Annotated in this window: 15 protein-coding genes and 1 pseudogene; 15 read left to right on the forward strand and 1 reads right to left on the reverse strand. The window is 70.9% G+C overall.

Translation table 11 applies throughout. The annotated features are described in order from the left end of the window. The 15 genes and pseudogenes from AB8A24_RS30670 to AB8A24_RS30740 form a co-directional block, all read left to right on the forward strand. Nucleotides 1-181: pseudogene (locus AB8A24_RS30670) on the forward strand (hypothetical protein); the annotation flags it as partial. A gap of 85 nt (nt 182-266) precedes the next feature. After that, on the forward strand, nt 267-2,288 hold the full coding sequence (locus AB8A24_RS30675; protein WP_328963685.1) for a penicillin-binding protein 2: 2,022 nt from the start codon (nt 267-269) through the stop codon (nt 2,286-2,288). Between the two features lie 45 nt (nt 2,289-2,333). Continuing rightward, on the forward strand, nt 2,334-4,058 hold the full coding sequence (locus tag AB8A24_RS30680) for a UDP-N-acetylmuramoyl-L-alanyl-D-glutamate--2,6-diaminopimelate ligase (RefSeq protein WP_369478130.1): 1,725 nt from the start codon (nt 2,334-2,336) through the stop codon (nt 4,056-4,058). After that, the gene (gene murF, locus AB8A24_RS30685) at nt 4,055-5,485 is read left to right on the forward strand and encodes a UDP-N-acetylmuramoyl-tripeptide--D-alanyl-D-alanine ligase (RefSeq protein ID WP_030724427.1); all 1,431 of its coding nucleotides are present in this window, start codon (nt 4,055-4,057) and stop codon (nt 5,483-5,485) included. Before AB8A24_RS30680 ends, murF begins: the two co-directional genes overlap by 4 nt. Beyond that, nucleotides 5,482-6,552 carry a phospho-N-acetylmuramoyl-pentapeptide-transferase gene (gene mraY / locus AB8A24_RS30690; RefSeq protein WP_266390627.1) on the forward strand — a complete coding sequence of 357 codons (1,071 nt, stop codon included), beginning with the start codon at nt 5,482-5,484 and terminating at the stop codon, nt 6,550-6,552. The genes murF and mraY overlap by 4 nt, the downstream gene beginning before the upstream one ends. After that, nucleotides 6,534-8,051: a UDP-N-acetylmuramoyl-L-alanine--D-glutamate ligase gene (murD, locus tag AB8A24_RS30695; RefSeq protein WP_328963687.1), complete on the forward strand. Its 1,518-nt coding sequence runs from the start codon at nt 6,534-6,536 to the stop codon at nt 8,049-8,051. Before mraY ends, murD begins: the two co-directional genes overlap by 19 nt. 70 nt (nt 8,052-8,121) lie before the next feature. Further along, entirely contained in the window at nt 8,122-9,483 is a 1,362-nt protein-coding gene (ftsW, locus tag AB8A24_RS30700; protein WP_328963688.1) for a putative lipid II flippase FtsW, read from the forward strand. Between the two features lie 6 nt (nt 9,484-9,489). Continuing rightward, nucleotides 9,490-10,584: an undecaprenyldiphospho-muramoylpentapeptide beta-N-acetylglucosaminyltransferase gene (murG, locus tag AB8A24_RS30705; protein ID WP_328963689.1), complete on the forward strand. Its 1,095-nt coding sequence runs from the start codon at nt 9,490-9,492 to the stop codon at nt 10,582-10,584. A gap of 217 nt (nt 10,585-10,801) precedes the next feature. Further along, entirely contained in the window at nt 10,802-11,491 is a 690-nt protein-coding gene (locus AB8A24_RS30710; RefSeq protein WP_369478131.1) for a cell division protein FtsQ/DivIB, read from the forward strand. 279 nt (nt 11,492-11,770) lie between these two features. Continuing rightward, on the forward strand, nt 11,771-12,976 hold the full coding sequence (ftsZ, locus tag AB8A24_RS30715) for a cell division protein FtsZ (protein ID WP_052872570.1): 1,206 nt from the start codon (nt 11,771-11,773) through the stop codon (nt 12,974-12,976). Nucleotides 12,977-12,993: 17 nt separating this feature from the next. Next, on the forward strand, nt 12,994-13,704 hold the full coding sequence (gene pgeF / locus AB8A24_RS30720) for a peptidoglycan editing factor PgeF (RefSeq protein WP_266390606.1): 711 nt from the start codon (nt 12,994-12,996) through the stop codon (nt 13,702-13,704). Nucleotides 13,705-13,707: 3 nt separating this feature from the next. Next, on the forward strand, nt 13,708-14,427 hold the full coding sequence (locus AB8A24_RS30725) for a YggS family pyridoxal phosphate-dependent enzyme (RefSeq protein ID WP_266390603.1): 720 nt from the start codon (nt 13,708-13,710) through the stop codon (nt 14,425-14,427). 149 nt (nt 14,428-14,576) lie between these two features. After that, nucleotides 14,577-15,194, forward strand: a complete 618-nt coding sequence (locus tag AB8A24_RS30730; RefSeq protein WP_030724450.1) for a cell division protein SepF — start codon at nt 14,577-14,579, stop codon at nt 15,192-15,194. A gap of 60 nt (nt 15,195-15,254) precedes the next feature. After that, the gene (locus tag AB8A24_RS30735) at nt 15,255-15,551 is read left to right on the forward strand and encodes a YggT family protein (RefSeq protein ID WP_030012625.1); all 297 of its coding nucleotides are present in this window, start codon (nt 15,255-15,257) and stop codon (nt 15,549-15,551) included. A gap of 82 nt (nt 15,552-15,633) precedes the next feature. Beyond that, nucleotides 15,634-16,860, forward strand: coding sequence for a DivIVA domain-containing protein (locus tag AB8A24_RS30740; RefSeq protein WP_328963691.1), 1,227 nt, complete (start codon nt 15,634-15,636; stop codon nt 16,858-16,860). A gap of 350 nt (nt 16,861-17,210) precedes the next feature. Here the strand turns inward: AB8A24_RS30740 and ileS are convergent, their stop codons facing one another. Then, complete coding sequence (gene ileS / locus AB8A24_RS30745) at nt 17,211-20,357, reverse strand: isoleucine--tRNA ligase (RefSeq protein ID WP_328963692.1); 3,147 nt, start codon at nt 20,355-20,357, stop codon at nt 17,211-17,213. Between the last annotated feature and the right edge of the window lie 301 nt (nt 20,358-20,658).

A 20,658-nucleotide genomic window follows, 5' to 3' on the forward strand; every position in this document is an offset into this window, starting at 1 on the left:
CGTGAAACCGCACGGCGCGCTCTACAACCGCACCGTGCACGACGCCGACCGCTCCGGCCGCACCCCCGGCGGCGGCTCCGACCGCCTCCGGGGCCGCGGCCCAGCCGGCCCCGTCCGCCGCGCCCTCCGCGGCCGGTGCTTCCCCGCAGCCCAGCCAGACCCCCGGAAGGTGACGCCGTGATCCACCCTTCCCACCCAGCCTCGCCGGCGTTCGAGGCGCGGGGTCCGGGGCGGAGCCCCAGGATCCCCGCCCCGGCGGTGGCCGCGTGAGCCCGCAGGAGCCGCCCCGGCGGCGGGTGCCCGGACCGGCCAGGCCGTCCCGGCCGGGCGACCGGGCCCGGGCCACCGCCCGCCCGGCCTCGCGCCCGGCGACCCGGAGGCCGACGAGCCCCCGTACCCCGCACACGATCCGGCTCGGCAGCCCGCGGCCCCGGCTGCGCCTGGTCGGCGTCGGCCTGACCCTCGTCATGCTGGCCTTCGTGGTCCGCCTGCTCCAGGTACAGGCCGTCGACGCCTCGGCGTTCTCCGCCGAGGCCTCCAAGAACCGCTACACCAGCGTCAAGCTGGCCGCCGAGCGCGGTGAGATCACCGACCGCCGGGGCGTGGCCCTGGCCACCAGCGTCGACGCGTACGACATCACCGCCGACCCGAAGATGTTCACTCCGCAGGACAGCAAGGCCCCGGACGCCCCGCAGCAGGCCGCCGAGCTCCTCGCGCCCATCCTCGGCAAGGACGTCAAGGAGCTCACCCAGCGGCTGAGCACCAAGAACTCCCGGTACGTCGTCCTCGCCCAGCGCCAGACCCCCCAGGTCTGGAACCAGATCATGGACCTCAAGCGGGTCTTCGCGGACAAGGCGGCGGCCGACAAGCGGAGCAACGGCCCCGGCGCCAACGTCCTCGCCGGCGTGTTCAAGGAGACCAGCAGCAAGCGCGTGTACCCGAACGGCGACCTCGCCGCCGGGATACTGGGTTACGTCAACGCCGAGGGCAGGGGCGCCGGCGGCCTGGAGTCCTCCCTCGACAAGAAGCTGTCCGGCAAGGACGGCGAGATCACCTACGCCCAGTCCGGCGGCCGCCAGGTCCCCACGGCCGACTCCAACGAGAAGCCGGCCGTCCCCGGCGACGACATCGAGCTGACCATCGACCGGGACATCCAGTGGGCGGCGCAGAGCGCCATCGCCGAGCAGGTCCAGAAGTCCGAGGCCGACCGCGGCTACGTCATCGTCCAGGACACCGGCACCGGCGAGGTCCTGGCCATGGCCAACGCGCCCGGCTTCGACCCCAACGACCTGACCCGCGCCCGCTCCGCCGCCATGGGCAACGCCGCGCTCCAGGACGTGTACGAGCCCGGATCCACCGCCAAGGTCATGTCGATGGCCGCCGTGCTGGAGGAGAAGAAGGCCACCCCGGAGACCCGGGTCGAGGTCCCCAACCGGCTGCACCGCGGCGACCGGCTGTTCAAGGACGACATCGACCACCCGACCTGGTACCTGACCCTCAACGGGGTCCTCGCCAAGTCCTCCAACATCGGCACGATCCTGGCCACCGGCCAGCTCGGACCCACCCAGCCCGAGGCCAACCAGGTCCTGCACTCCTACCTGACCAAGTTCGGCATCGGCCGGCCCACCGGCCTGAACTACCCGGGAGAGTCCCGCGGCATCCTCGCCGCGCCCAAGGACTGGTCCACCTCCCAGCAGTACACGATCCCCTTCGGCCAGGGCCTCTCCCTCAACGCCATGCAGGCGGCCTCCGTGTACTCGACCATCGCCAACGGCGGGGTCCGCATCGAACCGACGCTCGTCCGCGGCACCAAGGGCCCCGACGGCCGCTTCACCCCGGCCCCGGCCCCCGAACAGAGCCGCGTGGTCAGCGCGGAAACCGCCAAGACCCTCGCCCAGATGCTCGAATCCGTGGTCGACGACCAGGAGGGCACCGGCACCAAGGCACGGATCCCCGGCTACCGGGTCGGCGGCAAGACCGGCACCTCCAACCGGGTGGATCCGGCCACCGGCCGCTACAAGGGCTACACCGCCTCCTTCGCCGGATTCGCCCCCGCGGACAACCCCCGCATCACCGTCTACTGCGCCATCCAGAACCCCACGAAGGGCAGCTACTTCGGCGGCCAGATCTGCGGCCCCATCTACAAGAAGGTCATGGAGTTCGCGCTCAAGACCCTCCAGGTGGCCCCCACGGGAACCGCGCCCGCCGGGCTCCCCGTCACCTACGGCGCCGCTCCTGCGCCCGCCGCGCAGCCCGCCCCGCAGCCCAGTCCGCAGCCCGGTCAGTGAACCCACAGCCAGGCCGGCCCGCCAGAAAAGCGTGAGGCACCATCAGTGACAACCATCACCCCGAAACCCGGGAACCCGACGACCGCCGAGGCCGAGGCCGGGGCCTCACTTCGCGAGCGGCCCGCCGCGCCCGGTACGCTCACCGCCGTGTCCCACGCTGATCAGCCCAGAACGACCCAGAAAGCCCCGGCGACGCCGCCGGGAGCGCCCCGGCCCGCGTCCGCCAGCCCGAGCCCGCTGGGCGAGCTGGCCACCCTGCTGGGCATCCCGGCACCCGGCGCGGCGCAGATCACCGGCATCACGCACGACTCCCGTGCAGTGCGCCCCGGTGACCTGTACGCGGCCCTGCGGGGAGCCAGGACGCACGGCGCCGACTTCGCCGCCCAAGCGGCCGGCCTCGGTGCCGCCGCCGTGCTCACCGACCCCGCGGGGGCGGAACGCGCCGCGGCGACCGGCCTGCCGGTCCTGACCGTCGAGGACCCACGCGGCCGGATGGGAGAGCTCGCCGCCGCGATCTACGGGCGCCCCGGCGAGGACCTGCTCCAGATCGGCATCACCGGCACCTCCGGCAAGACCACCACGGCGTACCTCGTCGAGGGCGGCCTGCGCGCGGCGGGCCGCAGCACCGGACTGGTCGGCACCGTCGAGATGCGCATCGGCGACGAGCGCATCAAGTCCGAGCGGACCACCCCCGAGGCCACCGACCTCCAGGCCCTCTTCGCGGTCATGCGCGAACGCGGGGTCGAGGCCGTGGCCATGGAGGTCTCCAGCCACGCACTGGTGCTCGGCCGGGTCGACGGCTGCGTCTTCGACGTCGCCGTCTTCAACAACCTGAGCCCGGAACACATGGAGTTCCACTCCGACATGGAGGACTACTTCCAGGCCAAGGCCGGGCTCTTCACCGCCCGCCGGGCCCGCCTGGGCGTGGTCAACTTCGACGACGAGTACGGCCGCCGGCTGGCCAAGGAGGCGACGATCCCGGTCGTCACCTTCTCCGCCGCGGGCGACCCGGCCGCCGACTGGCGTGCCGAGGACGTGGTCTTCGGCCCGGCGACCTCCACCCTGACCCTGCTGGGCCCCGAAGGACAGCGCGTACGGGCCACCGCGCCGCTGCCCGGCCCGTTCAACGTCGCCAACACCGTCGCCGCGATCGTCACGCTCGCCGCCGCCGGCCTCGACCCGCAGACCCCCGCCGACGGCGTCGCCGCGGTCCCCGGGGTCCCCGGCCGGCTGGAGCGGGTGGACGCGGGACAGCCGTTCCTCGCCGTCGTCGACTACGCGCACAAGACGGACGCCGTGGAATCGGTGCTGCGCGCGCTGCGCGAGGTCACCGAGGGCAAGCTGCACATCGTGCTCGGCTGCGGCGGCGACCGCGACACCACCAAGCGCGGCCCGATGGGGGCCGCGGCCGCCCGGTTCGCCGACATGGCCGTCCTGACCTCCGACAACCCGCGCTCCGAGGACCCGCTCGCGATCCTCGCCGCGATGTTCGAGGGCGCCGTGTCCGTACCGCCCGCCGAGCGGGGCACCGTCCTGGTCGACGCGGACCGGGCCGCGGCCATCGCGGCCGCCGTCGCCCGCGCCCGGCCCGGTGACACCGTGCTGGTGGCAGGCAAGGGACACGAGCAGGGCCAGGACACCGCCGGTGTCGTACGCCCCTTCGACGACCGCACGGTGCTCCGCGCCGCGATCGAGCACCAGGCCGTGCTCGACCGGACCGCCGCGCTCGATGAAACGACCCAGGTCCGACAGGCCGAGGTGAACCAGTGATCGCCCTTTCCCTCGCCGAGATCGCCGACATCACCGGCGGGCGACCCCACGACATACCGGATCCGTCCGTCCAGGTCACCGGCCCCGTGGTCTACGACTCCCGTGAGGTCCGGCCGGGCAGCCTGTTCGCCGCCTTCCTCGGTGAGCGGGTCGACGGCCACGACTACGCGGAACGCGCCGTGGCCGCCGGGGCCGTGGGCGTCCTCGCGACCCGGCCCGTCGGCGTACCGGCCATCGTGGTCCCCGACGTGGTGGCCGCCCTCGGCGCACTCGCCCGGGCCGTGGTCACCCGCCTGGGCACCGACGTCGTGGCCCTCACCGGATCCGCCGGCAAGACCTCCACCAAGGACCTGATCGCGCAGGTGCTGCAGCACCACGCGCCGACCGTGTGGACCCCCGGGAACCTCAACAACGAGATCGGCCTGCCCATCACGACGCTGCGCGTCACCGAGGACACCCAGCACCTGGTCCTGGAGATGGGCGCCCGCGGCATCGGCCACATCCGCTACCTCACCGGACTGACGCCCCCGCGGATCGGTCTGGTCCTCAACGTCGGCACCGCCCACATCGGCGAGTTCGGCGGCCGTGAGCAGATCGCTCAGGCCAAGGGGGAGCTGGTCGAGGCCCTGCCGGCCGAGGCGGAGGGCGGCGTCGCCGTCCTCAACGCCGATGACCTGCTGGTTCGTGAGATGGCCGGGCGAACGAAGGCCCGTACGGTCCTCTTCGGCGAGGCCGAGGACGCCGAAATCCGGGCCACCGAAGTCCGCATGACGGACAGGGGGCAGCCTTCCTTCACACTGCACACACCGACCGGGTGCAGCGACGTGACCTTGCGGCTGTACGGTGAGCACCACGTGTCGAACGCGCTCGCCGCGGCCGCCGTCGCCCATGTACTGGGCATGTCCGCACAGGAGATCGCCACGGCGCTCTCCGGGGCGGGCACGCTGTCCCGGTGGCGGATGGAGGTCACCGAGCGGGCGGACGGTGTGACGATCGTCAACGACGCCTACAACGCGAACCCCGAGTCCATGCGGGCCGCACTCCGCGCGCTCGCCGCGATGGGCGGTGCCGGCAGGGCGAACGGGGGACGCACGTGGGCGGTGCTCGGCCCGATGGCCGAGCTCGGAGACGACGCTCTCGCCGAGCACGACGCGGTCGGACGACTTGTCGTCCGGCTCAACGTGAGCAAGCTCGTCGCAGTCGGGGGCAGGGAAGCTTCCTGGCTGCAACTGGGCGCATATAACGAGGGTTCGTGGGGTGAGGAGTCGGTGCTCGTGTCCGACGCGCAGGCGGCGGTCGACCTGTTGCGCAGTGAACTGCGCCCAGGTGACGTCGTGCTGGTGAAGGCTTCCAGGTCGGCCGGTCTGGAGCGGGTGGCCCAGGGCCTTCTCGACAGCACTGTCGAGGGCGAGGTCGCCGACCGATGAGGCAGATTCTGTTCGCCGGTGTCATCGGCATGTTCCTCACCGTCATCGGCACCCCGCTGCTGATCAAGCTGCTCGCCCGCAAGGGCTACGGCCAGTTCATCCGCGACGACGGTCCCCGCGGCCACGCCGGGAAGAAGGGCACGCCCACCATGGGCGGTATCTCCTTCATCCTGGCGACGCTCATCGCGTACGCCCTGACGAAGGTCCTCACCGGTGAGGAGCCGAGTTTCTCGGGCCTGCTCGTCCTGTTCCTGATGGCCGGCATGGGCGTCGTCGGGTACCTGGACGACTACATCAAGATCGTCAAGCGGCGTTCGCTGGGCCTGCGGGCCAAGGCGAAGATGTCCGGCCAGCTGATCGTCGGTATCGCCTTCGCGGTGCTGGCCCTGCAGTTCAAGGACTCCCGCGGGCTGACCCCGGCCTCCACCAAGCTGTCGTTCGTCACGGACTTCGGCTGGGCGATAGGTCCGGTGCTGTTCGTGGTCTGGGCGCTGTTCATGATCCTGGCGATGTCCAACGGCGTGAACCTCACCGACGGTCTCGACGGTCTCGCGACCGGCGCCGCGGTGATGGTCTTCGGCGCCTACACCTTCATCGGTGTCTGGCAGTTCCAGGAGTCCTGCGCCAGGGCCGGTGACCTCACCAACCCGAACGCCTGCTTCGAGGTGCGCGACCCGCTCGACCTCGCGGTCGTCGCCTCCGCCCTCATGGGCGCCTGCTTCGGCTTCCTGTGGTGGAACACCTCGCCCGCCAAGATCTTCATGGGTGACACCGGCTCGCTCGCCCTCGGCGGCGCACTCGCGGGCCTCGCCATCTGCTCCCGCACGGAGTTCCTGATGGCGCTCCTCGGCGGCCTGTTCGTGCTCATCACGATGTCGGTCGTCATCCAGGTCGGTTCCTTCAAGATGACCGGCAAGCGGGTCTTCCGGATGGCGCCACTGCAGCACCACTTCGAGCTCAAGGGCTGGTCCGAGGTACTCGTCGTGGTCCGCTTCTGGATCATCCAGGGCATGTGCGTGATCGTTGGTCTCGGTCTCTTCTACGCGGGATGGGCAGCCGACAAGTGACGTCCTGGCAGGACAAGAACATCACCGTCGCCGGTCTGGGCGTGAGCGGCATCAGTGCCGCCCGCGCCCTGGCCGGCCTCGGCGCAGTGGTGACCGTCGTCGACAACGGCGACGGCGACGCGCACCGCGCCCGGGCCGCCGAACTCCAGGCGCAGGGCATCACCGTCCGCCTCGGCCTCCTGGCGGACGGCGGACACGCGGGCGAGGTACTGCCCGAGGGCACCGAACTCGTCGTCACCTCGCCGGGCTGGAAGCCCGACAGCCCGCTGTTCCAGGCCGCCGCCGCGGCCGGGGTGGACGTGGTCGGGGACGTCGAGATCGCCTGGCTGCTGCGCGAGATCGGCCAGGAGCTGCGCGCCGCGCGCTCCGGCGGCACGGACGCGGCGGAGCCCCGTAAGGCCCCGGCGGCCTGGCTCGCCGTCACCGGCACCAACGGCAAGACCACCACCACCCAGATGCTGGCGTCGATCCTGAAGGCCGCGGGGCTGCGCACCGCCGCTGTCGGCAACATCGGCACCCCGATCATCGACGTGGTGCTCGGCGAGCAGGAGTACGACGTGCTCGCCGTCGAACTCTCCAGCTACCAGCTGCACTGGGCGCCCTCGCTGCGCGTCCACTCGGCGGCCGTGCTCAACCTGGCCCCGGACCACCTCGACTGGCACGGCTCGATGGAGGCGTACGCCGCCGACAAGGGCCGGATCTACGAGGGCAACACGATCGCCTGCGTCTACAACGTCGCCGACCCGGCCACCGAGAACCTGGTCATGGAGGCCGACGTCGAAGAGGGCTGCCGGGCGATCGGCTTCACCCTCGGCGCCCCCGGCCCCTCCATGCTCGGCGTCGTCGACGGCATCCTCGTCGACCGGGCCTTCGTGGAGAACCGGCAGAAGAACGCCCAGGAGCTCGCCGAGGTCTCGGACGTCAACCCGCCGGCCCCGCACAACATCGCCAACGCGCTCGCCGCCGCGGCCCTGGCCCGTGCCTTCGGCGTCGAGCCGCGCGCCGTTCGCGACGGACTGCGCGACTTCCGCCCGGACGCCCACCGCGTCGCGTACGTGGACGAGGTCGACTCGGTCACCTACATCGACGACTCCAAGGCCACCAACACGCACGCGGCCGAGGCCTCGCTCGCGGCCTTCGAGCCCGTCGTCTGGATCGCCGGCGGCCTCGCCAAGGGCGCGACCTTCGACGAGCTCGTGCAGAACGCCGCGAAGCGGCTGCGCGGCGCCGTGCTGATCGGCGCCGACCGGGCGCTCATCGCCGAGGCGCTGGCGCGACACGCCCCCGAGGTCCCGGTCGTCGACCTCGACCGGACCGACACTGGGGCGATGCTCGCAGCCGTCCGGGAAGCCGCCGCGCTCGCCGAGCCCGGCGACACGGTCCTGCTGGCACCTGCCTGTGCCTCGATGGACATGTTCGCGAACTACAACAAGCGTGGGGACGCATTCGCCGACGCGGTGCGCGAACTGGCCGCCGAGAACGCTGCGGACACGGCCTAGGCCGGGGGCTCCGGGACAGGTTCCCTCCGGCCGGCAGCTCGCCTCGTACGAGTGGAGGGGAAGATCACAGATGCCGGCCAAGCAGATGCTGCCGGGGCGGCGGCCGTCCGCCGTGAAGGCGCAGGGCCGCAAACGCCCTGCGGTGAGTTCGAAGCGGCCCGCCGGGCGCGGGCCGCTGGCCCGGTTCCGGCGTACGCAGCAGCAGTTGCAGAAGGCCTGGGACCGCCCGCTCACCGCCTATTACCTGATTTTCGGTAGTTCCCTGCTCATCACCGTGCTCGGTCTGGTGATGGTGTACTCGGCCTCGATGATCAAGGCCCTCCAGCTCGGCCTCGGCGACGCCTACTTCTTCAAGAAGCAGTTCCTGGCCGCCGTCATCGGCGGCGTCCTCCTGCTGATCGCCTCCCGAATGCCGGTCAAACTGCACCGCGCGCTCTCGTACCCGGTGCTCGCCGGCACGCTCTTCCTGATGGTCCTGGTCCAGGTCCCTGGGATAGGCGTCTCGATCAACGGCAACCAGAATTGGATCTCCCTTGGCGGTCCGTTCATGTTGCAGCCCAGTGAGTTCGGCAAGCTGGCACTGATCCTGTGGGGCGCCGACCTGCTGGCACGCAAGGGCGACAAGGGGCTGCTGAGCCAGTGGAAACACCTGTTGGTGCCGCTGGTCCCGGTGGCCTTCCTGCTGCTCGGGCTGATCATGCTGGGCGGGGACATGGGCACCGCGATGATCCTCGGGGCCATCCTGTTCGGTCTGCTCTGGCTGGCCGGGGCCCCGACCCGGATGTTCGTCGGGGTGCTCCTCTTCGCGGGTGCGATCGTCGCACTGCTCATCAGGACGAGCCCGCACCGGATGGACCGGCTGGAGTGTCTCGGTGCGACAGAACCGGGCAAGAACGACCTTTGCTGGCAGGCCGTTCACGGGATCTACGCCCTCGCATCGGGCGGATGGTTCGGTTCGGGCCTGGGTGCAAGTGTGGAAAAATGGGGGCAACTACCCGAAGCCCACACCGACTTCATCTTCGCCATCACCGGGGAGGAACTGGGTCTGGCGGGGACGCTGTCGGTTCTCGCCCTGTTCGCGGCTCTAGGCTATGCGGGTATCCGCGTGGCCGGACGCACGGAGGACTCCTTCGTACGGTTTGCCGCGGGAGGCGTGACCACCTGGATCACGGCCCAGGCCGTGATCAACATCGGTGCGGTGCTCGGCCTGCTGCCGATCGCCGGAGTCCCGCTCCCGCTGTTCTCCTACGGAGGGTCAGCCCTGCTGCCGACCATGTTCGCGGTCGGACTGCTCATCGCCTTCGCGCGTGAGGAGCCGGCGGCGCGCGCGGCCCTCGCGATGCGACAGCCGAAGACCGGCTGGTGGCGGACCGGGGTGAGATGGAAGTCGATGAGACGGCGCGTCAAGAAGCGTCCGTCCGGAGAGCGGTGAATTTCGGTGCATGTCGTACTCGCCGGTGGGGGGACCGCCGGCCACATCGAGCCGGCGCTCGCCCTCGCGGACGCCCTGCGCAGGCAGGACCCTTCAGTGGGCATCACCGCCCTCGGCACGGAGCGCGGACTGGAAACCCGCCTGGTGCCGGAACGCGGCTACGAGCTGGGCCTGATCCCCGCCGTGCCGCTGCCCCGCAAGCCGACCCCGGAACTGATCACCGTCCCCGGACGCCTGCGCGGCACCATCAAGGCCGCGGAGGAGATCCTGCTGCGCACCAAGGCCGACTGCGTCGTCGGCTTCGGCGGCTACGTGGCCCTGCCCGGCTACCTCGCGGCCAAGCGCCTCGGGGTGCCGATCATCGTCCACGAGGCCAACGCCCGGCCCGGACTGGCCAATAAGATCGGCTCCCGCTACGCGCACGCCGTCGCGGTCTCCACCCCCGACAGCAAGCTGCGCGGAGCCCGCTACGTGGGCATCCCGCTGCGCCGCTCCATCTCCACCCTCGACCGGGCCGCGGTCCGCCCGGAGGCACGCGCCGCCTTCGGCCTGGACCCCAACCTGCCCACGCTGCTGGTCTCCGGCGGCTCGCAGGGCGCCCGCCGCCTCAACGAGACGATCCAGCAGGTCGCGCCGACCCTCCAGCGCTCCGGGATCCAGATCCTGCACGCCGTCGGGCCGAAGAACGAACTGCCGCGTGTCGACAACATGCCCGGGATGCCGCCGTATGTGCCGGTACCGTACGTGGACCGGATGGATCTCGCGTACGCCGCCGCCGACATGATGCTGTGCCGCGCGGGAGCGATGACCGTCGCCGAACTCTCCGCCGTCGGGCTCCCCGCCGCCTACGTCCCGTTGCCGATCGGCAACGGTGAACAGCGGCTCAACGCCCAGCCGGTGGTCAAGGCCGGTGGCGGCCTGCTCGTGGACGACGCGGAACTGACGCCCGACTGGGTGCTCGGCCACATCCTCCCGGTGCTGTCCGACCCGCACCGCCTGTACGAGATGTCCCGCGCCGCCGGTGAGTTCGGTCGCCGGGACGCCGACGAGCTCCTGGTCGGCATGGTGTACGAGGCGATCGCGGCCCACACGTCCCGCTGAGGCGGGTAGCGCAGACGCAGGAGGCACAGGAGTGGCCGGAGGGACGACCGCGCGGCGCGGAACACCGTTTTCTGATCGGTCCGGCCCGGCTGCCCGCAAGGGCACCGGCGCTCCCAAGCCTCCGAAGGAGCCCAAGGGATCCAAGGCCCCGGAGCCCCCGAAATCGGCGCAGAGGCCCGGCCCCGGGGGTCCCGGCCTACGCCTGCGCCGGGGCCCCGTGCTGGCCCTGGCGGCCGCCACGGTGGTCCTCCTGGCCGCGGGTGGCACCTGGGTGCTCTACGGGTCCTCCTGGCTCCGTGTGGAGAAGGTCGCCGCCACCGGCATGGACGTCCTCACCGCCGAACAGGTCCTCGGCGCGGCGGCCGTCCCGGTCGGCGCGCCCCTGGTGAGCGTCGACACCGACGAGATCGAGGGCCGGGTCCGCGGCCGGCTGCCCCGCATCGATTCGGTCGATGTGGTGCGGGCCTGGCCGCACGGGATCGGTCTGAAAGTGACGGAACGCAAACCCGTCCTGCTCATCGAAAAGGACGCCAACTTCGTGGAAGTGGACGCATCGGGTGTGCGATTCGACACGGTTCCGAAAGCACCCGCGGGTGTTCCGGTCCTCGAATTGAACGCCGGTCGATCGCCGAGCGCCCGTCGCTTCGACGAGGAACGGCTGCTGCACGAGGCCGTACTCGTCGCGAGCGCCCTCCCGGGGCCGATCGCCAAGCAAACCGTGCAGGTCAAGGTGGGTTCCTACGATTCGGTCGTGCTGGAGCTCACCGGGGGCCGGTCCGTGACGTGGGGGAGCGGTGAACAGAGCGATGCGAAGGGGCGCGCTTTGAACGCTTTGTTGAAAGCCGCTCCCAAGGCCGCGCACTTCGACGTGAGCGTCCCCACCGCCCCTGCTGCGTCCGGGAGTTGACGTCCGGTCCAACAGCGGCGCACCCTGGTTGGCCAGCGATACGGGTGATCACATAGGGTGAAAAGAAAAACGGGAGGTTCGGCGTGTTCGTTGAACACGCGCTACTTGTCGACTTAGTGTCCTGTTCGGAAGAGTCCGAGGAACAGGCACACCCCTAACCCTAAACTTCAGGGTGAGGGTTCGGGTCGGCGCGTTCGGACCGTCCCTATTTCGGCATCAGTCGTCGCAACGCAGGCCCGCGAGGCGGCGACACGTAACTCGAGGCGAGAGGCCTTCGACGTGGCAGCACCGCAGAACTACCTCGCAGTCATCAAGGTCATCGGTGTCGGCGGCGGTGGTGTCAATGCCATCAACCGAATGATCGAGGTCGGTCTCAAGGGCGTCGAGTTCATCGCCATCAACACGGACGCCCAGGCGCTGTTGATGAGCGACGCCGACGTCAAGCTCGACGTCGGCCGTGAACTCACCCGTGGCCTCGGCGCCGGCGCCAACCCGGCCGTCGGTCGCAAGGCGGCAGAGGACCACCGCGAGGAGATCGAGGAGGTCCTCAAGGGGGCCGACATGGTCTTCGTCACCGCCGGTGAGGGTGGCGGCACCGGCACGGGCGGCGCACCTGTCGTCGCCAACATCGCGCGCTCGCTGGGCGCCCTGACGATCGGTGTGGTCACCCGACCGTTCACCTTCGAGGGCCGGCGCCGCGCGAACCAGGCGGAGGACGGCATCGCCGAGCTCCGCGAAGAGGTCGACACCCTCATCGTCATCCCCAACGACCGACTGCTGTCCATCTCGGACCGCCAGGTCAGCGTGCTCGACGCCTTCAAGTCGGCCGACCAGGTCCTGCTCTCGGGCGTCCAGGGCATCACCGACCTCATCACCACCCCGGGTCTGATCAACCTCGACTTCGCCGACGTCAAGTCCGTGATGTCCGAGGCCGGCTCGGCCCTGATGGGCATCGGCTCGGCCCGCGGCGACGACCGCGCGGTGGCCGCCGCCGAGATGGCGATCTCCTCGCCGCTCCTTGAGGCGTCCATCGACGGCGCCCGTGGCGTGCTGCTCTCCATCTCCGGCGGCTCGGACCTCGGTCTCTTCGAGATCAACGAGGCCGCGCAGCTGGTCAGCGAGGCCGCGCACCCCGAGGCGAACATCATCTTCGGCGCCGTCATCGACGACGCGCTCGGCGACGAGGTACGGGTCACCGTCATCGCGGCCGGGTTCGACGGCGGACAGCCCCCGGCCCGCCGGGACAACGTCATCGGCGCCGCGTCCACCAAGCGCGAGGAGCCGGCCCCGGCTCCGGTCCGCGCCGCCGAGCCGGCCCGCCCGGCCTTCGGCGGACTCGGCTCGGTCACCCCGCGCGAGGAGCCCCCGGCTCCGGTCGAGGCGGCTCCGGTCGAGGTCCAGGCCCCCGCGCCGCAGGTCCCCACGGCCCGGCCGTACCAGGACAGCCCGGCCGAGGAACTGGATGTCCCGGACTTCTTGAAGTGACACCGGAGCAGCATCACGTGGGCGGCGCCCACTTCGCCTTCACCGACCGGTGGGGCGGAGTGAGCGCCGTTCCGTACGAGGAGCTCAATCTCGGCGGCGCGGTCGGAGACGACCCGGCCGCCGTTCTCGCGAACCGGGCCCTGGCGGCGAAGTCGCTGGGACTGGCACCGGACCGGGTGGTCTGGATGAACCAGGTGCACGGCCGGGACGTGGCGGTGGTGGACGGGCCCTGGGGGCCGGACGCGGAGATCCCCGCGGTGGACGCGGTGGTGACCGCCCGTCGGGGACTCGCCCTCGCGGTACTGACCGCCGACTGCACGCCGGTCCTCCTGGCGGACCCCGTCGCCGGGGTCGCGGCGGCCGCCCACGCCGGGCGGCCGGGACTGGTCGCCGGGGTGGTGCCCGCCGCCGTCGAGGCGATGGTCGCCCTCGGGGCCGACCCCGGGCGGATCGTCGCCCGTACGGGACCCGCGGTCTGCGGACACTGCTACGAGGTGCCCGCCGAGATGCGGGACGCGGTGGCCGAGGCGGTGCCGGCCGCCCGGGCCGAGACGAGCTGGGGGACACCGGCGGTCGACGTGGTCGCCGGGGTGCACGCCCAGCTCGTAGAGGCGGGGGTGGTGAACGGCGGCCGTTCCCCGGTCTGCACACTGGAGTCGCGGGACCACTTCTCGTACCGCCGCGACCGGGTGACCGGCCGGCTTGCCGGATATGTCTGGTTGGACTGAGGAATGACAGAGCGTAAGTCGGAGCTCGCCGAGAACCTGGCGCGGGTGGAGGAACGTATCTCGTCCGCGTGCGCGGCGGCGGGGCGCGGGCGGGAAGAGGTGACGCTCATCGTGGTCACCAAGACCTACCCCGCGAGCGACGTACGCCTGCTGGCGGACCTGGGCGTCCGTCATGTTGCGGAGAATCGGGACCAGGATGCCGCCCCCAAGGCTGCGGCCTGCGCGGATCTGCCTCTCAGCTGGCACTTCGTCGGTCAGTTGCAGACGAACAAAGTCCGTTCCGTGGCGGGATACGCGCAAGTGGTGCAGTCGGTCGACCGACCGAAACTCGTGACCGCCCTCTCGGCGGCCGCGGTGAACGCGGGCCGGGAGCTCGGGTGCCTCGTGCAGATCGCCCTCGACGCGGAGTCGGGGGAGCGCGGGGCCCGCGGCGGCGCGGCGCCGGAGCAGCTCGCGGAGTTGGCCGATCTCGTCGCGAAGGCTCCGGGACTGCGCATCGACGGCCTGATGACGGTCGCTCCGCTGTCCGGCCCCTACGCGGGACGCGAACAGGCCGCTTTCGAGCGGTTGGTGGAATTGTCATCCCGCATGCGCGTGGACCATCCGGCTGCCACGATGGTGTCGGCCGGGATGAGCGCAGACCTGGAACAGGCCGTGGCGGCCGGTGCGACACATGTACGCGTCGGCACTGCGGTACTCGGCGCGAGACCCCGGCTCGGGTAACGTCGCGAAGAAAGTCGGACCACAGCAGAAAATATGGTCATTCCCGCTGATGGGCGGGCAGACCTAGTGGATCGCGGGCAGTTGGTGACATTCGTGACACAGCGGCACCTGCGACAGGGCGATCCACCACAGAGCGGAGGACTCGGAGAATGGCCGGCGCGATGCGCAAGATGGCGGTCTACCTCGGCCTCGTGGAGGACGACCGGTACGACAACCCGGGGTACGACCCCGACGACGAGTTCGAGCCCGAGCCGGAGATGGAACGGGCTCGGGAGCGGGATCGCCGACAGCAGCCCGTGCACCAATCGCCCGTACCGGATGAACCGGTACGAGCCGCACAGCCTCCGGCGCAGCGTGAACCTATCCCAATTCCGGCGGAAAGCGGACGTCCTGCGCGAATCGCCCCCGTGGCATCCATCACACCTGATCGCACCAACCTGGAGAAGAACGCCCCCGTGATCATGCCCAAGGTCGTCTCCGAGCGGGAGCCGTACCGCATCACGACGCTGCACCCCCGGACCTACAACGAGGCCCGTACCATCGGGGAACACTTCCGTGAGGGCACTCCGGTGATCATGAATCTCACGGAGATGGACGACACGGACGCGAAGCGTCTCGTGGACTTCGCCGCCGGACTCGTCTTCGGTCTGCACGGCAGCATTGAACGCGTGACACAGAAGGTGTTCCTGCTGTCGCCTGCTAACGTCGATGTCACGGCGGAGGACAAGGCCCGCATCGCGGAGGGCGGGTTCTTCAACCAAAGCTAGACCGATCCGTCAGACACGGGGCCGGGAACACAGCGGGAGCAGGGGAGAGGGAAGCGCGGGATGGGTGTCGCACTGCAAGTGATCTACTTCGCCTTGGGGTGCTTCCTCGTCGTGCTGATCTTCCGCCTGGTCATGGACTACGTGTTCCAGTTCGCGCGTTCCTGGACACCCGGCAAGGCGATGGTGGTCGTACTGGAGGCCACCTACAGCGTCACCGATCCACCACTCAAGCTTCTTCGGCGGGTCATTCCGCCGTTGCGTCTCGGGGGCGTGGCACTCGACCTGTCCTTCTTCGTTCTGATGATCATCGTTTACATCCTCATCAGTTTCGTGCGCACCGCTGCGAGCGGCTTGTGAACGATGTGCTTCCCCGCGGGCGCGGGGACAGTCCCGATACGGTCTTGCCGACTGCCGACGACTACGTAGAGGTGAAGAAGACATGCCGCTGACTCCCGAGGACGTGCGGAACAAGCAGTTCACGACCGTCCGCCTCCGAGAAGGCTATGACGAGGACGAGGTCGATGCCTTCCTCGACGAGGTCGAGTCCGAACTGACGCGCCTGCTGCGCGAGAACGAGGACCTGCGCGCCAAGCTGGCAGCCGCCACGCGTGCCGCCGCGCAGAACCAGCAGCAGCAGGGCATGCGCAAGCCGGAACCCCAGGACCAGCGAGGCCCCGGCGCCCCCGTGCCCGCGGCCATATCCGGCCCGCCGCAGCAGCAGCAGCCGCAGATGGGCCCGCCGCAGCTCCCGGGCGGCCAGCCGCAGCTGCCGCCGGGCCCCGGCGGCCAGGGCCAGCAGGGCCCCGGCCCGATGGGCGGCCCCATGGGCGGCCCCATGCAGCAGCACCCCATGGGTGGACCCCAGGGCATGCAGCAGCAGCCCATGGGCGGCCCCCAGGGCATGCAGCAGCAGCAGTCGATGGGCGGCCAGAACCCGCTCGGCCAGCAGATGCAGCCCATGGGCCAGCAGATGCAGCCGATGGGGCAGCAGATGCAGCCCATGGGTCAGCCGATGCACCAGCAGCAGCCGCAGCTTCCGCAGCAGGGCCCCGGTGGCGACAGCGCCGCGCGCGTCCTGTCGCTGGCGCAGCAGACCGCCGACCAGGCGATCGCGGAGGCCCGCTCCGAGGCCAACAAGATCGTCGGCGAGGCCCGGTCGCGCGCCGAGGGCCTGGAGCGGGACGCCCGCGCCAAGGCCGACGCGCTGGAGCGGGACGCGCAGGAGAAGCACCGCGTCGCGATGGGCTCCCTGGAGTCCGCCCGCGCCACGCTGGAGCGCAAGGTCGAGGACCTGCGGGGCTTCGAGCGTGAGTACCGCACGCGTCTGAAGTCCTACCTCGAGTCGCAGCTGCGCCAGCTGGAGACCCAGGCCGACGACTCCCTGGCCCCGCCGCGGAACCCGGCCGGTCCCGCGCTGCCGCCGTCGCCGTCCCCGTCGATGGCTCCGGCCGGTGCGATGGGCCACTCCATGGGCGGTCCCTCGATGGGTGGCCCGTCCCCCATGGGCGGTCCCTCCCCGATGGGTGCCCCGTCCTACGGCGGCAACCCGCAGCAGATGTCCCCGGCGATGACCCAGCCGATGGCTCCGGTGCGGCCGGCTGCGCCGCAGCCGATGCAGGCGCCGTCGCCGATGCGGGGCTTCCTGATCGACGAGGACGACAACTAGGCGCCGCCGCCGTTCTGCGGTCGGCAGCCGCGCTCTACGGGCCGGGCCCGAGGTTCTACGGAACCTCGGGCCCGGCCCGTTCCCGTACCCGGGTGCGGCGCCGTTGCGGGGGCGCTGCCCCCGAGCCCCCGCGCCTCGATCGCCGGCGAGGCTGAAAGATCCGGGGCGTTGCCCCCGAGCCCCCGCGCCTCGATCGCCGGCGGGGCTGAAAGACCGGGGCTCCGCCCCGAACCCCGCGCCTCGATCGCCGGCGAGGCTGAAAGACCGGGGCGGAGCCCCAGGACATGGCGGGGCAGACGAAAGCGGCCCGTCCCCCCACCCGGGAGGGGACGGGCCGCTTCGGCCGCGGGTTACGCCTTGCGGAGGCGGAAGGTCAGGCCCAGGGGCTCGTCCGTGAACGGGTCACCGTACGCGCCGTCCGCCTCGCCCGACGCGAAGTCCGTCGCCAGGACCTCGTCCGCGATCAGGCCCGCGTGGTCCGTCAGGGCCGTGACGACCTCCGGGTCCGCGGAGGACCAGCGGAGCGCGATGCGGTCGGCCACGTCGAGGCCGGAGTTCTTCCGGGCCTCCTGGATCAGGCGGATCGCGTCACGGGCCAGGCCCGCCAGTCGCAGCTCCGGGGTGATCTCCAGGTCCAGGGCGACCGTCGCGCCCGAGTCGGACGCCACCGACCAGCCCTCGCGGGGGGTCTCCGTGATGATGACCTCCTCGGGGGTGAGGGTGACCGGCTCGCCGTTCACCTCCACCGAGGCCTCGCCGGAGCGCAGCGCCAGGGACAGGGCAGCGGCGTCGGCCGCGGCCACGGCCTTGGCCACGTCCTGGACGCCCTTGCCGAAGCGCTTGCCCAGCGCGCGGAAGTTCGCCTTCGCCGTCGTGTCCACCAGGGACCCGCCGACCTCCGACAGGGAGGCCAGGGAGGAGACGTTCAGCTCCTCCGTGATCTGGGACTGCAGCTCCGGGGAGAGCGCGTCGAAGCCCACCGCGCCGACCAGGGCCCGGGAGAGCGGCTGACGGGTCTTGACGCCCGACTCGGCCCGCGTCGCCCGGCCCAGCTCCACCAGGCGGCGGACCAGCTGCATCTGCTGGGAGAGGGTCGGGTCGATCGCCGAGGCGTCCGCCGTCGGCCACGTCGACAGGTGGACCGACTCCGGGGCGTCCTGGGTGACCGGGACGACCATGTCCTGCCAGACCCGCTCCGTGATGAAGGGGGTCAGCGGGGCGAGGAGCCGGGTGACCGTCTCCACCACGTCGTGGAGGGTGCGCAGCGCGGCCGCGTCGCCCTGCCAGAAGCGGCGCCGCGAGCGGCGGACGTACCAGTTGGACAGGTCGTCGACGAAGGCGGAGAGGAGCTTGCCCGCGCGCTGGGTGTCGTACGACTCCATCGCCTCGGTGACCTCGGCGACGAGCGTGTGGAGCTCCGAGAGCAGCCACCGGTCGAGGACCGTGCGGTCGGCCGGGGCCGGGTCGGAGGCGGAGGGCGCCCAGTTCGACGTACGGGCGTACAGGGCCTGGAAGGCCACCGTGTTCCAGTACGTGAGGAGGGTCTTGCGCACGACCTCCTGGATCGTGCCGTGGCCCACGCGGCGCGCCGCCCACGGGGAACCGCCGGCCGCCATGAACCAGCGCACCGCGTCCGCGCCGTGCTGGTCCATGAGCGGGATCGGCTGCAGGATGTTGCCCAGGTGCTTGGACATCTTGCGGCCGTCCTCGGCGAGGATGTGGCCCAGGCAGACCACGTTCTCGTACGAGGACTTGTCGAAGACCAGGGTGCCGACCGCCATCAGCGTGTAGAACCAGCCGCGCGTCTGGTCGATCGCCTCCGAGATGAACTGCGCCGGGTAGCGCTTCTCGAAGATCTCCTTGTTCTTGTACGGGTAGCCCCACTGCGCGAACGGCATCGAGCCCGAGTCGTACCAGGCGTCGATGACCTCCGGGACGCGGACGGCCTCCAGCGAGCAGCCCTCCGCCGTGCAGGGGAAGGTCACGTCGTCGATGTACGGGCGGTGCGGGTCCAGGTTCGAGTGGTCCTGGCCCGACAGCTCGGACAGCTCGGCGCGGGAGCCGACGCAGGTGAGGTGGTTCTCCTCACAGCGCCAGATCGGCAGCGGGGTGCCCCAGTACCGGTTGCGGGACAGCGCCCAGTCGATGTTGTTGTTGAGCCAGTCGCCGAAGCGGCCCTGCTTGACCGAGTCGGGGAACCAGTTCGTCTTCTCGTTCTCCCGCAGCATCGCGTCCTTGACGGCGGTGGTGCGGATGTACCAGGACGGCTGCGCGTAGTAGAGCAGGGCCGTGTGGCAGCGCCAGCAGTGCGGGTAGCTGTGCTCGTAGGCGATGTGCTTGAAGAGCAGGCCGCGGGCGTCGAGGTCGGCGGTCAGCTTCTCGTCGGCCTTCTTGAAGAAGACGCCGCCGACCAGCGGGACGTCCTCCTCGAAGGTGCCGTCGGGGCGGACCGGGTTCACGACGGGCAGGCCGTACGCACGGCAGACCGCGAGGTCGTCGGCGCCGAAGGCGGGGGACTGGTGGACCAGACCGGTGCCGTCCTCGGTCGTGACGTACTCGGCGTTCACGACGTAGTGGGCGGGCTCCGGGAACTCCACGAGGTCGAAGGGACGCCGGTAGGTCCAGCGCTCCATCTCCTTGCCCGTGAAGGTCTGGCCGGTGGCCTCCCAGCCCTCGCCCAGGGACTTCTCCAGGAGCGGCTGGGCGACGACCAGCTTCTCCTCGCCGTTCGTGGCGACGACGTACGTGACGTCGGGGTGCGCGGCCACGGCGGTGTTGGACACCAGGGTCCAGGGGGTGGTCGTCCAGACCAGCAGCGCCGCCTCGCCCGCGAGCGGGCCGGAGGTCAGCGGGAAGCGGACGTACACCGAGGGGTCCACGACCGTCTCGTAGCCCTGGGCCAGCTCGTGGTCCGAGAGGCCGGTGCCGCAGCGGGGGCACCAGGGGGCGACGCGGTGGTCCTGGGTGAGCAGACCCTTGTTGAAGATCTCCTTCAGCGACCACCACACGGACTCCACGTACTCGGGGTCCATGGTCCGGTAGGCGTCGTCCAGGTCGACCCAGTAGCCCATCCGGGTCGTGAGCTCGGTGAACGCGTCGGTGTGGCGGGTCACGGACTCGCGGCACTTGGCGTTGAACTCGGCGATGCCGTACGCCTCGATGTCCTGCTTGCCGTTGAAGCCCAGCTCCTTCTCGACGGCGAGCTCGACGGGCAGACCGTGGCAGTCCCAGCCGGCCTTGCGGGCCACGTGGTAGCCGCGCATGGTGCGGAACCGGGGGAAGACGTCCTTGAAGACGCGGGCCTCGATGTGGTGCGCGCCGGGCATGCCGTTCGCGGTGGGCGGGCCCTCGTAGAAGACCCACTCGGGGCGGCCCTCGGACTGCTCCAGGGTCTTGGCGAAGGTCTTGCTCTCGCGCCAGAAGTCGAGGACGGCGTGCTCGAGGGCAGGCAGGTCGACCTGGGCGGGTACCGGGCGGTACTGCGGCGGTGTGGTCATGAGGCTGAACTCTTCCTCCGGCGGGATGTCATTCCGTCCGGAGGGACGAGAGCACTGCTGCTCCCGCGGTACCACCCTCCTTGGCCGCCGGACGGATCCGGTGGCCCCCTCATTGGGGTGCGAAGCCGGTTCTACTCGCCGTCCGGGGATACGGGGATCCCGTGCGGGCTTTCTTCCGGCGGCTCAGGGGTGATCCTTCACATCGCGCTCGCCCCCGGGCTCTCACCGTCCCCGGGTCGCTCCTGGCTGCGTACGACGCTACTCGTCCCCGTCCATGCCTCTCGCTGGGCCCAGTGTACGG

The sequence above is a fragment of the Streptomyces sp. BF23-19 genome, from assembly GCF_041106355.1.
In the GTDB taxonomy this organism is placed as follows: Bacteria; Actinomycetota; Actinomycetes; order Streptomycetales; family Streptomycetaceae; genus Streptomyces; species Streptomyces virginiae_A.

Bases quoted from the DNA above. Each gene is read 5' to 3' on its own strand.
- mraY (WP_266390627.1), top strand. From the start codon at position 5,482: ATGAGGCAGATTCTGTTCGCCGGTGTCATCGGCATGTTCCTCACCGTC.
- murD (WP_328963687.1), top strand. From the start codon at position 6,534: ATGGGCAGCCGACAAGTGACGTCCTGGCAGGACAAGAACATCACCGTC.
- ftsW (WP_328963688.1), top strand. From the start codon at position 8,122: ATGCCGGCCAAGCAGATGCTGCCGGGGCGGCGGCCGTCCGCCGTGAAG.
- AB8A24_RS30725 (WP_266390603.1), top strand. From the start codon at position 13,708: ATGACAGAGCGTAAGTCGGAGCTCGCCGAGAACCTGGCGCGGGTGGAG.
- AB8A24_RS30730 (WP_030724450.1), top strand. From the start codon at position 14,577: ATGGCCGGCGCGATGCGCAAGATGGCGGTCTACCTCGGCCTCGTGGAG.
- AB8A24_RS30735 (WP_030012625.1), top strand. From the start codon at position 15,255: ATGGGTGTCGCACTGCAAGTGATCTACTTCGCCTTGGGGTGCTTCCTC.
- AB8A24_RS30740 (WP_328963691.1), top strand. From the start codon at position 15,634: ATGCCGCTGACTCCCGAGGACGTGCGGAACAAGCAGTTCACGACCGTC.
- ileS (WP_328963692.1), bottom strand. From the start codon at position 20,357: ATGACCACACCGCCGCAGTACCGCCCGGTACCCGCCCAGGTCGACCTG.